The sequence below is a fragment of the Pseudodesulfovibrio senegalensis genome (genome assembly GCF_008830225.1).
Classification (GTDB): Bacteria; Desulfobacterota; Desulfovibrionia; order Desulfovibrionales; family Desulfovibrionaceae; genus Pseudodesulfovibrio; species Pseudodesulfovibrio senegalensis.
Map to the genome: position 1 here is coordinate 196,464 of NZ_WAIE01000004.1, position 13,745 is coordinate 210,208.

Consider the following 13,745-nt stretch of genomic DNA (forward strand, 5'->3'; position numbering starts at 1 on the left):
TTTGCGAGGAGTCATCATGTTGCGTGTTCTTGTTTGCGCGTGTCTCATGTGGGGCATGGCCGTATCCGCTTTTGCATTTACTGTAACGGTTGGTCCGGTCGATCCGGATTTTTCCGCATGGCGATCCGACATTGCCGAGCGCGCCGCTGCAGGCGCACAAGTCTCCGGCACGGTGTCTGCCGGGCATCCTTTGGGCTACCGACCGTCGCCGCTCAATCTTGAGCATTTGCACGGCACATCCATCGTGCCGACAGCCGAGGCCGCGCAGGACATGGCCTGGAATCCGGTTCCCACGGAAGCGTCCTACAGCCTTGTGGATCTGGGCATGGTCACGCCCATACGCGACCAGAACCCCTACGGCACCTGCTGGACGTTCGCGGCCATGGCCTCGCTGGAGTCCACGCGGCTCATGAGTGACGGCGTCTCCATGGACCTTTCGGAAAAGTACCACGCCTATTTTGGCTACAACGACTTCAACGCCGAATACGTGGCCTATGACAAGCATGTAGTCGATCCTGGCGACGACGAGACCTACGATCAGGGCGGCAACAACGAAATCAGCATGGCGCTGTTTTCCCGCTGGACTGGCCCGGTCAGCGAGGCCGACGTGCCGTACGAGGATTTTTCCACTGCGCCGGGCACGGACGTGCAACCAATGCGCCATCTTTCGGCCGTGTGGATCGTTCCGGGCGGCAGTACGTTCACGGACAACATGAAGTACGCCATCAAGAATATCGGCGCGGTCTCTACCGGCATGTATTGGGATGACGGCAGCTACAACGCCGCCACAGCCTCGTTTTATTACAACGGCGCGGAGGAACCCAACCATCAGGTGACCTTTGTCGGCTGGAACGACGATTATCCGCGCACCAATTTTACCAGCCAGCCCACGGCAAACGGCGCATGGCTGGTGCGCAATTCATGGGGAACAGGCTGGGGCCAGAGCGGCTATTTCTGGATTTCCTATGAGGACGCTGCGATTTCCTTGGAAGACGGCGCGGTTTTCGTTTCCTCGGATACCGACGAGTATGACGCGGTCTATTGTTATGATCCCTTGGGACCCACCGGGGAGATTTCCCTGAGTTCGGACACGAGCTGGATGGCCAACGTGTTTACAGCCTCGGACGACCACGCGCTCGAATGCGTGAGTTTTTTCAATCCGGGCGTGGACAGCACCTATGAAATCTATGTGTATACCGGTGTGAGCGGGGCTCCGAACACCGGAATCTTGGCCATGGGACCCCAGAGCGGCGATGTTTCGGCTCCCGGCTATGTGTCGCTGCCGTTGGATTCCCCTGTTTCCCTGACGCAGGGTGAGGACTTTTCCATCGTGATCAAGCTGGGCACGGCCAACGTGGTTCATCCTGTTATCGTGGAGTGTCCGGAAGCGGACTATTCCTCAAAGGCCACGGCCTCGTCCGGGCAGAGCTATGTGAGCCTGGACGGAACGACCTGGAGCGATCTGGTGGCCGATCAGGGACTGACAAACTACAATCTGTGCATCAAGGGTTTTGCCGCGGAAGAATCCGACATGATCAATCCGGGAATTCCGCTGCTGCTTTTGCAGTAGTTTGATCAAAATGTCATGAACAGGGCCGCGTGCGAAAGCATGCGGCCTTTTTTTTGTCAGCGTTTTTCCAAAAACAGGATTCGGGTTTGGGCCGTGGGCTGGTTGTGCATGGTGCAACGCATGATGCGTGCCGTGTCCATGGGCAGTGATGCGCAGTGGCTTTCCACACTTCGGGCCTCGTCCTCGCCGCCCGGATGCCCGGTGTAGAGCACCGTGGAGATCACGCCGCCCTTGCGCAAAAGCCCCAGCGCCGCGTCAATGGCCGCGCAGGTCGAGGCGGGGCGCGTGATCACGCTCTGGTCGCTGCCCGGAAGGTAGCCGAGGTTGAACATGGCTCCGGCCATTGAGCCGTGAAAACGGGACGGAATGTGTTCGGCCATGGTCTCGTGCCCGGCAAGGAACAAGCGCACGTTATCCGGGGCCGGCTCTGAAGCAAGGCGTTGCGCAGCCTTGTCCAGCGCATGTTGCTGCACGTCGAATCCGAAGACAGTACCCTGCGGTCCCACTGCTTTGGACAGGAACAGGGTGTCCAGCCCGCCGCCCACGGTGGCGTCGATAACGGCGTCGCCCGGGCGGATCACGTTTCCCATGGCGTTTTTCACGAAACTGACGGTATGGCTGATGAACATGGCGGCTCGGGGTTGGGGTTGCCGGACCACGATTGTGTATCCCGACCCCGGAGCCGTGGCAAGTCTGGACGATTCGCGTTTCTTGGGGCATGAAGGGCCGGTCATGCCCGAGAACAACGAATCGTCCTTTGCCCATGTGGCAGATGTGTCCTGCAGCGGCCCGTGCGCACGTTGCGGGGTTGAGCACACCCTGCCGGGGCGCCCGGCCATCCGGGCCGCGCAGCAGCTCATGCGCGATCTGGAAGCCCATGGCCGCATCGATTTCTGCCGCCCTGCGCATGAGGCCGACCCCGCGTACTCCACGGCCCCCCTGTTCGGCGAGGCCCGGGGCCACATGTTCGGGGTCATGGCTTTTCGCAATGCGGACGGGAGCACGGGTTTGGTCAAGGCCTTTTCCGGTCAGTTCAACGGACAGTGGCTGGCACCCGGCTGGGTTGGCCCGCTGGTGGACGTGGACGAGTTCGAGCGCGTGAATACGCCCGGGGAACGCCGCGTCAAGGAACTGGGCCGGATGATGCGGGAACACGAACCGGGCAGTGAAACGTATGCGCGCCTGCGGCGTGAACGCCGGGAGCTTTCCCGCTCGCTCATGGCCGAACTGCACGGACTGTACCGGCTGCGTGATTCCCGGGGCAACGAGCGTTGTCTTGCGCAGGTCTTTGGCCCGGACAGGGGCATTCCCACGGGCACCGGTGACTGCTGCGCGCCCAAGCTGCTGCACCACGCCGCGCGCAACGGTCTGGTGCCGCTGGGCATTGCCGAATTCTACTGGGGCCGCAGCAACCGTTCCGGAACCCGCGAGCATGGCCGGTTGTATCCTTCCTGCCGGGAAAAATGCCGTCCCATCCTCGGGTTCATGCTCTGCGGGCTGGAGGAATTGTATGTCTGACGCCGGACTGGACATCCTGCACCACGACGAATCCGTGGTCGTGCTGGTCAAACCTGCGGGCCTGCTTTCCATCCCGGGGCGCGGTCCGGACAAGCAGGACTGCGTGTCCTCGCGGCTGCGCGCCCTGTTCCCCGCATGCATTGAACAGCCGTCCGTGCACCGGCTGGACATGGCCACCTCAGGGGTCATGGTCTACGCCCTGACCACCGAAGCCCACCGCAATCTTTCCATCCAGTTTCAGAACCGGAAGGTCACCAAGAAATACACCGCCGTGCTGGAAGGCGTGCCCGAGGGCATGATGCCGGGGCAGAGCGGGCAGCTGGAGCTGCCCTTTCGTCTGGACCCGGACGACCGCCCCCGGCAGGTGTTCGACCCGGAGCGCGGCAAGGTCGGCGTCACCCGCTGGCAGTGCCTTGGCGTGGAGCGGGGCCGGGCGCGCATGCGCTTTGTCCCGCTCACCGGGCGCACGCACCAGCTGCGCGTTCATTCGGCCCACGAGCGCGGACTGGGCTGTCCCATCGCCGGAGACGGGCTGTACGGCAACGCGCATTCTGCCGGACGATTGCTGCTGCATGCCGATTTTCTGGAGTTCGCACACCCTCGCGCTGGGAAAACCGTGCGTTTTGCGGCCCCGGTACCCTTTTAAGCGGATTGCGTACACCCCTTGACCGGCGCGGCACAATGATCTACCCAAAAGGATTGCCTGTCCGTGAAACTTTTGTTGTCGGGCAGGCATAATACGACACAAGGTAAGGTACGACCATCATGGAAAGGATTCCCATCTCCGTTCAGGGTTACGAACGGATCGAAAAAGAGCTGGCACAGCTCAAGAAGGAACGGCCTGAAGTCATCAAGGCCATTGCCGAGGCTCGCGAGGAAGGCGACCTCAAGGAAAACGCCGGATACCACGCCGCGCGTGAACGGCAGGGATTTCTCGAGGGCCGCATCAATCTTCTGCAGTCGCGCATGCCCTATTTCAATGTCGTGGATCTCGACACGCTGGAGCAGGACGACGTCATCGGATTCGGCGCTACCGTGGAGCTGGAGGACCTCGATACCGAAGAGGTCAAGAAATACACTCTGCTCGGCGCGGACGAGGCGGATTATGCCCGGGACGGAAGCATTTCGGTGCAGTCTCCCGTGGCCCAGGCCCTGCTGGGCAAGGAAGTGGGCGACGAGATCACCGTGGACGCCCCGCGCGGTCGCATTGAATACGAAATCATCTCCGTGAAATACCTGGGAACCAAGTACTAGGTTTTCACCATACGAGTGAACGCGAGGCGCGGGCTGTTCGGCCCGCGCCTTTTTTCATGTGCATTGCCGTCGTCTAGTTGGAAAGCAGCAGCAGGGTGTTGGCAGCAGTGGGCAATGCCGTGGGAGCGGGGTGCTCGATGCCCGAAGTTCCCAGATAAGTGATGCTCAGGCTGACGGAGCTGTCATGCACCTGTGAATTGGCCACGGGAAGGTGGAACCACGGCCGCGTCATCCAGCCGAGCAGAACCTCGTTTCCCTTGGACAGGATAACCCGCTCATAGGGGATGGCGCCAAAAAAGGAATGGGTGGGGTCCACCTGCACCCATTGTCCGCCGGGGAGCATGAATTCCGCCCAGACGTGCGTGGAAAAGCCGCGGGGGGCCTGCAGGCAGTTCCATGTTCCTTCCCTGAACTGGGTCGCCACGTTGAAATACTGGTCGTGCGCCAGGAATCCGGAGATGTTTCTGGCCGGAATACCTTCGGCGCGGCACAGTGCGACAAAGAGGATGGAAAAGGCCGCACAGTCGCCCTTGCGCTCGCTGAGCACGTTCAGTGCGTCCTGTCGCACGCCGTCCTGATAGCTGATATTGTTCTTCACCCACGTATAGATGTCGTTGGCCTTGTTGTAGGGATTGGTCTCGCTGCCTACAATGCTTGAAGCCTGGTCGATGATCGTCTGGTCGTCACATTGGACCCAGCTGGTTGCCGACGTGTTGAACTGGTATTCCTGCGTACCTGTGGCGTAGCTGCCCCATGTCGCATTGGGGTCCACGGGCAGGGTGACCGGCGCCAGTTCCACATCGAATGTTACCGAGAGGTTGTTGTCCAGTTCCGAATCCGGCCAGCTGACAGGTTTGTTTCCCGATTGCTCGTTGGACCGGGCGCCTGTTGCCGGAGATATTTCCACGATTTCCGCGTCCACGGTTCCCTGTCCGTCCCATTTCACGGGCACGGGAACCCACAGCCTGTTGTCTGTTCCGGTTGTGGGAGTGAAAGAATACACCATTCTGTACGATCGATCGGCACAGGCGTTTTTGGCCTGCAGCAAAGGCAGTATCACCGCAATGACCAGAAGCAGCGCAAGTCCATTACGGTCGAGTCGGACGAAGTTCATGACGAGTTTTCCCTGTGTTGATGTTGAAGCTTTGTGCGCCGTGTAGATCGATGCTTTTGGCATTTTTAAAGCCTTATTTCAAGATGTGTAGTCTGGATAGATGCAGGGTGTCGTTAACTGGCGTTTATCATCTGATACCGCCTGTCATCGATTGAAAGGGGCGGGGATGTCGTCTTTCGGGGCCATGTGTATTCCGGGCTGCGTAGCCAATAAACCGGCCGAAAAGGGGGCATGGGCACGGGACTGTTTTTTGTGTCGACCGGAGGAGCGGCACTGTTTTTTTGGGTATAAAAAAACGCCGCCACTCTCGGAAGAGGGGCGGCGTGGAGTGCCTGCTTTCGCAAACTGTCGAACTACCAGCGGGGGCGTTCGGCGCGGGGCTTGGCGATGTTGACCTTGAGGGTGCGTCCGCCAAAGTCCTTGCCGTCGAAGTTGGCGATGACTTCGTCCGCTCCGGCGTCATCCATTTCCACGAAGCCGAATCCGCGCGGCCGGCCGGTTTCACGGTCTTCGATGAGCTTGATGGAGGTGATTTCACCGTATGCTTCAAAGGCGGTGCGGATGTCAGCTTCAGTCGTTGTCCATGCGAGGTTGCCCACGTATAAGTTTTTAGCCATGATTGTCTCCTGAGTATTGGTTTTGTTGGTCGATGCAGCGCTACAATGGCTGTCCCGACATTATTAATTGCTTTGTAAACGGCCGATTTTCAATGTTCACCGCGGTGCGGCAGGGATGAAAAACGGCAATGCCATTGAACTATTGGTGTTATGCAGCGGCGTTGTTCATCCGTCCGTGGCTGCGTCTTCCGGGGCGCACGGGCCTTTTCCCGGAAGGGGCGGCATGATTCCGGCCCATGCCGGCAGACTTCTTGAAATCTCCGGCCGAATGCTGCTCGATGGTTATTTTCATGACCCGTTCGATGGTCCGAACCTGGGTCTTGTCCTCTCTGGTCACGAAACTGACTGCGTTTCCCGATCTCCCGGCTCTGCCTGTACGGCCGATGCGGTGCGTGTATGTCTCGACGGTATCGGGCATGTCATAGTTGATGACATGGGTGATGCAGTCGCAGTCGATGCCGCGGGCGGCTATGTCCGTTGCAACCATGATGTTGAAGCGTCCCTTTCGGAAACCGTCCAGGGCGCGCTGGCGCTGTCCCTGATTCATGTTGCCTTGCAGGGATGTGCTTTCGTAGCCGCTGTTGAGCAGTTGCTGCGAAAGCTTCTTTGCCTTGTGTTTTGTGCGGGTGAAGATGAGCACGCTTTCATGGGCATTTTTGGCAAGCAGGGTTTCCAGTATGCCGGTCTTGTGGTTGTTCTGCAGCGTATAGAAGGAATGTTCCACACTGGTGACCGGTTCGGTGTTGGACACCTGAACTGTTTCGGGATCCACAAGGATCCTGTCGGCAAACTTGCGAATTGCCGTGGGCATGGTGGCGGAAAAAAGGAGATTCTGTCGTTGTTTCGGCAGCCGGGCGATGATTCGTTTGATGTCCGGCATGAAACCCATGTCGAGCATGCTGTCCGCTTCGTCAAGAACCAGGGTGTCGATGTCGTCGAGACGAACGGCTCCCTTGCTGATAAGCGCGACAAGTCGTCCGGGGCAGGCGACGATGATTTTGGACTGCCAAAACGCCTTGATCTGCGGCCCCATGCCAACGCCGCCCATGACCACGGAACTGCGAATGCCCGTTTGCTTTCCGAGGGAAGCAAAGTTCTCCTGGATTTGCATGGCCAACTCGCGGGTCGGTGCCAGGATCAGTACGCTGGGTGCCTTTTTGGTATTTCCGGCATCCAGCAGGCGCTGCAGGATGGGGAGTGCGAACGCCGCGGTCTTGCCGGTGCCGGTCTGGGCAAGGCCCAAAACGTCGCGGCCCTGAAGGACCTTGGGAATGGCGCGTTGTTGAATGGGAGTGGGGGTCTCGTAGCCGCAGGCCTGGATGCCAGCGACAATGCGCTGATCAAAGGAAAAATTCGTAAAAGTCATAAAACCTTGGGTAAGAATAAAAGCAAACGACGGCGCGTGACAGCTGTCGATCCTGGTGTTGCCAGGACTGGATTAGGATGGCTCTGGTACGGGGGGAGTAAATCTTTTGACTGACGCGAACGTGAGTTGCCCGAATGGGGCGAAGAAGTATTCGTGCGTCCAGTCACGCTGAGTTGTGCCCCCTTGTCTACCAATGCGGAGGCAAAGTAAAGCATTATATTTTTTTTATTGTCTCTTGGTGCTTTTTGTCGGGATCGCGGCGGTTCGGAAGCCATACCCTGTCCCTGCCGGATTGTGTCGGTAATAATTGAAACCGATGTGAAAGTGTTGCCTTATGGTATATTGGGAATGTGAAGTATTCGGTGCGCATGGACAGGAAGGCAATGAAACAGAGCGGCAGCAAATACACAGGACGGCCCGAGGACATGGGACAGGCCATGGAGCGGATTCGGCAACTTGAAGCCGAGCTGGACCAGAGTGAGAAGCGGTTTCGCCTGCTGTTCGACGGCGTGGAGGATGCCGTTTTCGTGTTTCGGGTTCTGCCGGACGGACGCCGCGGCCCGTTCATCGACGTGAATCAGGCCGCGTGCGCGCGCCTCGGCTACGACCGCGAGGAATTGCTGACCATGTCCGTTCGCGACATCGACGCCGCGGACCAGCGCAACCTTGTGCCGGAGATTGCGGAGCGCTTTGCATCCCGTCCCAACGCCGTGTTCGAAATAACGCATACGGCCAGCGACGGCAGGCGCATTCCCGTGGAGGTGAGCGCCCGGAAATTCATGTACGACGGTTATCCCACCATATTGTCCATTGCCCGGGACATTTCTGAGCGCAAGCGCAGGGAAGAGGAGCAGGAACACGCTCTGGCCGGAATGGAAGGGCTTGCCGCCGAGCGTGCCCGGGAACTTTCCGCGGTCAACCAAAGGCTGCGGGACGAGATCGGGGAACGGGCACGGGCACAGGAGGCCCTGCAACACAGCGAGGAGCGGCATCGCAGGTTTTTCGAGAGCAACATGCTCCCCATGCTCATGGTCAACACGGAAGACGGCCGTATCGAATACGCCAACCCCGCGGCCATGCGTTACTACGGGTATCCGCGCGAACAGTTGTTGGCAATGAGCGTGCATGATCTCAATCCTCTGTCGCACCGCCGTGTTGCCGGGTTCATCAGGGAAGTCCTCGACGGCAGGCCGGAGTCGTTTCTGTTCCAGCACCGATTGGCGTCGGGCGAACTGCGCGACGTGGAGGTCTTTTCCTGCCCCATGGAGCTGGACGGGCAGGTCAAGCTGTTTTCCATTATCACGGATGTCACGCAACGCAGGCAGGCCGAGCGGGATCTCACGCTGGCCAAGGAGCAGGCAGAGTCGGCCAACCGCGCCAAGAACGAGTTTTTGGCCACCATGAGTCATGAAATACGCACGCCGCTCAATGGTGTGCTGGGCATGTTGCAGCTGGTTCTGGGCACGGAGCTCACCGATGAGCAGCACGAATTCGTGAACACGGCCATTCTTTCCGGCCGGAGCCTGCTCAGGATTTTTTCCGACCTTCTGGATCTTTCAGCCATCGAGGCAGGCAAGCTGTCCATCGTGGATTCCGAGTTCCGCCTGCGCGACACGGTGTATCCCGTAGTCGGGTCATTTGCCCATGAAGCTTCGGCCAAGGGGCTTGCGGTGGACTGGAATGTTTCCGGCGGCGACGATTTCATGCTGCTTGGCGATGTGACCCGCATCCGGCAACTGCTCTACAACCTCATGGGCAACAGCATCAAATACACCGAAGCCGGGAGCGTTTTCATCGATGCCTCGATTATGCGTACATCGGAGGACGGCCACAGCGCGGAGGTGCTTTTCACCATTTCGGACACCGGAATCGGCATACCGGATGACAAGCTGGAGTACGTGATGCAGAGCTTCACCCAGGTGGACGGCTCCTATGCGCGCAAGTACGGCGGGGCAGGGCTGGGCCTGAGCATTGTGCGGCGGCTGGTGCTCATGATGGGTGGCAGCATGAGCATTGCCACGGAAGAGGGAAAGGGCACTGAGATTTGCGTGTTGCTGCGCCTTGGGATCGGGAGTGCCGTTGCCGCGGGACCGGAGGAGGAAGACAGGGGGCCCGCGCCTGTTCCCACCAACCGCAAGGACGCCCGTATTCTTCTCGTGGAGGACGAACGGGTCAATCGCATGGCGGTTTTGCGCATGCTGGAACGGCTCGGCTATTCCTCGGTTATGTGCGCCACCAACGGCGCCGAGGCGGTGAACATGGCTGACGAACATGATTTCAGTTGCATTTTCATGGATATGCAGATGCCCATCATGACCGGGGAAGAGGCCGTGGCCGTCATTCGGGAATCCGGTAGCCGCAACGAACAAACGCCCATCGTGGCCATGACCGCCCACGCCATGCCCGAAAGCCGGGACCGCTTTATTGCCATGGGCATGGATGCCTACATGGCCAAGCCCGTGGACATGCACGAGCTCGGGGAACTGTTGGACGGCCTTTTTGCCCAAAGGCCCTCTGTTGCCGGGTGCTAGGCTTCAGTGCACGGAGATGGAACCGGACCATCCCATTTCACGCATGCAGCCTGCGGCCCATTGCACGGCCTGCCGGGGCGAGAGTTCCCGGCTCAGGCAACGTGTGATCATGGCCGGGAGTATGCCTTCGGCCGATACCTCGAAAGCCTGTGGCACTATGAGGCCGTTCCTGAGCCCGAATGACTCGATGCTTCCCAGTCCTGCCACGATCTGGCGCATGTGGCTGTGCGTGTAGCGGCGGAACACGCCCTGTGTGTCGCGGTAGAAGTCCTTGCTGTTCGCCACGTCGCGCAGCACGGGCAGCATGCCGCCCGGAACCATGTGCAGCCACGTGATGTAGGCATCCGGCCGGTACAGAAAGCGGACGAAACGCCGCGCCGCCTGCCTTTTCCTCTCGTTGTTCATTGTGGCTATGCCCAGCGCCTGTATCACGCCGTAGCTGGCCGGGCGGGCTCCGGTGATGACCGAAACCATGCCGGTATTGCCCAGCAGGGCCGGGTCGAAGTCGCTGCCTCCGAGTTCCGGAAAATTGTCCGGGGTCAGGGAATCGGCGGCGATGGTGGGCAGGGCCAGGTCGTCCATGATGAATGTGGAATAGAACATCATGGCCAGCTTTCCCTGCAGGTAGAAGTCGCGTCCCCGCCAGTATTGCGGTCCGGGCGGTGAATAATTCGCCAGTTCCCGGTAGAGCCGCAGGGTGTTTACGGCCTCGGGCGAGTCGAACAGCACGCGTCCGTCCGGAGAATATTCTTCCACGCCGTTGGCCAGGGCAAGATGGGTGAAGACCTGTTCGGCATAGACGTCCTCACGCTTGCCCAGGAGGATGCCGTATCTGTCGTTGGCCGGATCGTGCAGGGTCTTTGCCGCGGCCAGGATCCGTTCGGGCGTATCCGGTGCGGCGAGTCCCGCCTTTTCAAACCAGTCCTTGCGGTACCAGATGCCCTGCACCCAACCGCTTATGGGGATGCCGCAGGGCGTGCTCCGGCTGTTGGAAACCCGTTGCAGGATTCCCTTGGAAAAACGGTTGATGCCGATATCGCGGACCATTGTCCCGGTAAGCCGGAGGTCGAATTGCCCCTTGCAGGCCATGGCCATGATCATGCCGGACTCGCAGGCCAGTATGTCCGGTGCCATCTCCTGCCCTGCCATGTCGCCCATGTGGCGCACCGCGTTTTCGTCAATGCCGGTCACATCGATATGTATATCCGGGTTGATGGCGCTAAAGGCCTGCGCAAGGTAGCGAATGGTGGCCATGCGTTCGGGCTGGGTTTCCGTGGTCCACAGGTTGAGGGTGCAGACCGTGTTTTCGGCATGGACGGGACGGGAAACCGCCATGGCCAACAGGCCGAGCATCACGCACGCCATTGCCGTCCTGATCGCGTGGTGTGTGGTCGGCGTTTTGTTTCGAGTGAACATGTTTCCCTCTTACTTGTCGGAAAATTTGAGGATTCCGTTCCAATCCGGTGCGGGCGGCGATTCCATGTATTGCCGGGCCAGATCGCAGTATACGGCGGCCAGGCCGTCGTCCGGGTTTTTCTGCAGCACTGCGCATATGCGCTGTTCGGCTTCCTTGAATTTCCATCGATTGAACAGGTCCAGCGCGCTCTCCCATTGTCCGGCTGTTTGCCGTTTCCTTGTGTCGGCCAGCAGGTCGTCATGCATGTCCGTGTTTGCTTCGTGACCGGGCTGCAACCCCGCCAGTTCGGCGATGGCCACCGGCTGGCTCACGCCCTTGGGCAGCACCTTGCCCGCAGTGCGGAACAGGAACCGGTCTCCGGCCTTTCGGGCCGTGGTCTCGCTCACAAGGATGGTGGTGCCGTAGTACTTGTTCAGCCCTTCAAGGCGTGAAGCAAGGTTCACGGCAGCGCCCATGACCGTGAAATTCATGCGGTCCGATGAGCCCACATTGCCGACCACGGCTTCGTCCGTATGCAGGCCGAAACGGGTGGTCAGCGGCGGCAGGCCGTTTGCCGCGCGTTGTTGATTGAGCCTTTGCGCTGCCCGGCGACAGCGAAGGGCCGTCAGGCATGCCCGTTCCGCGTGGTCTGGCTGGTGTGCCGGGGCGTTCCAGAATGCCATGATCGCGTCGCCCATGTATTTGTCTATGGTGCCGCCGCCATTGCTGATTCTGCTTCCCAGTTTCTGGAAGTATTCGGAAATGGTCGTTGTCAGTTCCTCGGGCGCCATGGTTTCGGCCATGGGGGTAAAGTCTTTGATGTCGCTGAAGAAAATTGTCAGTTCGCGGCGTTCTCCGCCCAGCGTCGGGTGTATGCCCAGGGTGATCATGTTTTTGACCAGCTTGCGGGGAATGTATCTGCCGAACGAGCGCAGGGTTGTGCGCATGGTTTCCATGGCCTTGCCCAGCCGGTGCAGTTCCGAAATATGGGTGCGCACGGCAATGGGCTTGTCCAGCCGGAAATGCCGCACGTCGTCAACGTGGCCCATGAGCGCATTCAGGGGCTTGGTGATCCGCCGCGAGACCCAGATGATCAGCGGTATATAAAGGGCGAGGATGATCAGCGATGCGATCATGCTCTTGCGTCCTGCGGCGGTGATGGGGCCGGTGAACTCCCGCGTGGGTACGGCCATGGCCAGATAGATCGGTTTTCCCAGTGATTCCGGCAGGGCGCGTACGGACCCCATGTAGTGCACGTTGTTCACGGTCAGGGGCAGGGCCGTGGAACTCCCGGCCTCTCGGGATAGAAATGCCATGTAGAGCTTTTCCAGAACCGGGCTGCCCAGCTCGGGGACGGTTGCCGGAACAATGGACGTATTGCCGTTTTTGGTTTTGCTGATCAGCATGGCCTTGGTGTCCGGGTGTACGAAAACCTGGCCGTTCGGTTCAAAGATCGTGAGCTCGCCGAGCTTGCCGACCCGTTGCGAATCCATGAAGTCGGCCAGTTTGGCCAGTGATATGTCCAACGCCACCACGCCGGGAACCTCCGCGTCGAATCTGCGGGCCACGGAAATGCCCGGCTCCCGGGAAAATGAATACATATATATGTCACTCAACATGGGTTGGGCAGAGCCTCTGGCCAAGGTGTACCACGGGCGTTTGCTCGGGTCGTAGGCGGGTTGTTTCTCCACGCTGGAACCCATGAGCGCAAATCCCTTGTCCAGATATTTTGTCAATGAATAGCGAAAACCGTCCGCGCGGTGGAAGATGGCCCGTGTGTACCACATGGCTTTGGCTGGCGCGCCGATGGCCGTGCGAGCGTCCGGCCTGTCCTTGAGCGAGGAAATCAGGAAGAAGTCCCCGTCCGCAAAGCCGATGTAGATGGAGGTCAGCCCGGGATTCTGTTCCAGCGTGCTGAAGAACATGGGCGCAAGCGGATGCGTCAGCAGGTTGGGTTTTTCCCCTATGTCCGTGGCTCTGGAAAAGGTGTCGGCAGCCATCAACGCCGGACCGAATACCGCCTGTGTTCGTTCAAGGATGGTGGTCCCCACCCTGTTCATGAACTGGTCTGCGGATTTCAGGGCGGATTGTGCGTTCATGTGCTGGTTGTAGAGGACGACCACGCCCACGGCGCTGGTGATGAGCAGGAAGAAGATGGTCAGGATGTTGATGTAGAGCGGGATGATGACGGTCTTTCTGCTGCTGGACATTGAGGCTCCTGCACGGAATTGTTCGATTATGCTGCTGTGCGCAAGAGATACGGTATGTATGATTGCTTTTTTTACATATTATAAATGAAAAGGCGGGTGACGTGTTGCATGCATGATTTGTTGCCAAATTGTTGCAAGACGTTTATTGTGACAGATGTTATTTTTGGAT

General features: G+C 59.4%; 11 protein-coding genes. 5 read left to right on the top strand and 6 right to left on the bottom strand.

From position 1 onward, the window contains the following. The first annotated feature begins 16 nt into the window (after nt 1-16). Nucleotides 17-1,570: a lectin like domain-containing protein gene (locus tag F8A88_RS10920; RefSeq protein ID WP_151151190.1), complete on the top strand. Its 1,554-nt coding sequence runs from the start codon at nt 17-19 to the stop codon at nt 1,568-1,570. A gap of 56 nt (nt 1,571-1,626) precedes the next feature. On the opposite strand, the gene mnmM is transcribed toward F8A88_RS10920, so the two are convergent. After that, entirely contained in the window at nt 1,627-2,199 is a 573-nt protein-coding gene (gene mnmM, locus F8A88_RS10925) for a tRNA 5-(aminomethyl)-2-thiouridylate-methyltransferase MnmM (protein ID WP_241667425.1), read from the bottom strand. Between mnmM and F8A88_RS10930 the strand changes: the two genes are divergently transcribed. From F8A88_RS10930 to greA, 3 genes are all read left to right on the top strand, one after another. Further along, nucleotides 2,192-3,088, top strand: a complete 897-nt coding sequence (locus F8A88_RS10930) for a hypothetical protein (RefSeq protein ID WP_241667426.1) — start codon at nt 2,192-2,194, stop codon at nt 3,086-3,088. The genes mnmM and F8A88_RS10930 overlap by 8 nt on opposite strands. Continuing rightward, on the top strand, nt 3,081-3,734 hold the full coding sequence (locus F8A88_RS10935) for an RluA family pseudouridine synthase (RefSeq protein WP_151151191.1): 654 nt from the start codon (nt 3,081-3,083) through the stop codon (nt 3,732-3,734). Before F8A88_RS10930 ends, F8A88_RS10935 begins: the two co-directional genes overlap by 8 nt. A 119-nt stretch (nt 3,735-3,853) precedes the next feature. Beyond that, entirely contained in the window at nt 3,854-4,342 is a 489-nt protein-coding gene (gene greA / locus F8A88_RS10940) for a transcription elongation factor GreA (protein ID WP_151151192.1), read from the top strand. A gap of 73 nt (nt 4,343-4,415) precedes the next feature. Here greA and F8A88_RS10945 read toward each other — a convergent pair whose 3' ends face one another. From F8A88_RS10945 to F8A88_RS10955, 3 genes are all read right to left on the bottom strand, one after another. Then, nucleotides 4,416-5,456, bottom strand: coding sequence for a transglutaminase-like domain-containing protein (locus tag F8A88_RS10945; protein ID WP_161598395.1), 1,041 nt, complete (start codon nt 5,454-5,456; stop codon nt 4,416-4,418). Nucleotides 5,457-5,809: 353 nt separating this feature from the next. Next, complete coding sequence (locus F8A88_RS10950) at nt 5,810-6,073, bottom strand: RNA recognition motif domain-containing protein (protein WP_151151194.1); 264 nt, start codon at nt 6,071-6,073, stop codon at nt 5,810-5,812. Nucleotides 6,074-6,221: 148 nt separating this feature from the next. Continuing rightward, on the bottom strand, nt 6,222-7,439 hold the full coding sequence (locus F8A88_RS10955) for a DEAD/DEAH box helicase (protein ID WP_151151195.1): 1,218 nt from the start codon (nt 7,437-7,439) through the stop codon (nt 6,222-6,224). Nucleotides 7,440-7,822: 383 nt separating this feature from the next. Here F8A88_RS10955 and F8A88_RS10960 point away from each other — a divergent pair, with 383 nt between their 5' ends. Continuing rightward, nucleotides 7,823-9,970 carry a PAS domain S-box protein gene (locus F8A88_RS10960; RefSeq protein WP_161598396.1) on the top strand — a complete coding sequence of 716 codons (2,148 nt, stop codon included), beginning with the start codon at nt 7,823-7,825 and terminating at the stop codon, nt 9,968-9,970. Nucleotides 9,971-9,973: 3 nt separating this feature from the next. On the opposite strand, the gene F8A88_RS10965 is transcribed toward F8A88_RS10960, so the two are convergent. Beyond that, nucleotides 9,974-11,386 carry an ABC transporter substrate-binding protein gene (locus F8A88_RS10965; RefSeq protein ID WP_151151197.1) on the bottom strand — a complete coding sequence of 471 codons (1,413 nt, stop codon included), beginning with the start codon at nt 11,384-11,386 and terminating at the stop codon, nt 9,974-9,976. 9 nt (nt 11,387-11,395) lie between these two features. Beyond that, nucleotides 11,396-13,576: an adenylate/guanylate cyclase domain-containing protein gene (locus F8A88_RS10970; protein WP_151151198.1), complete on the bottom strand. Its 2,181-nt coding sequence runs from the start codon at nt 13,574-13,576 to the stop codon at nt 11,396-11,398. Between the last annotated feature and the right edge of the window lie 169 nt (nt 13,577-13,745).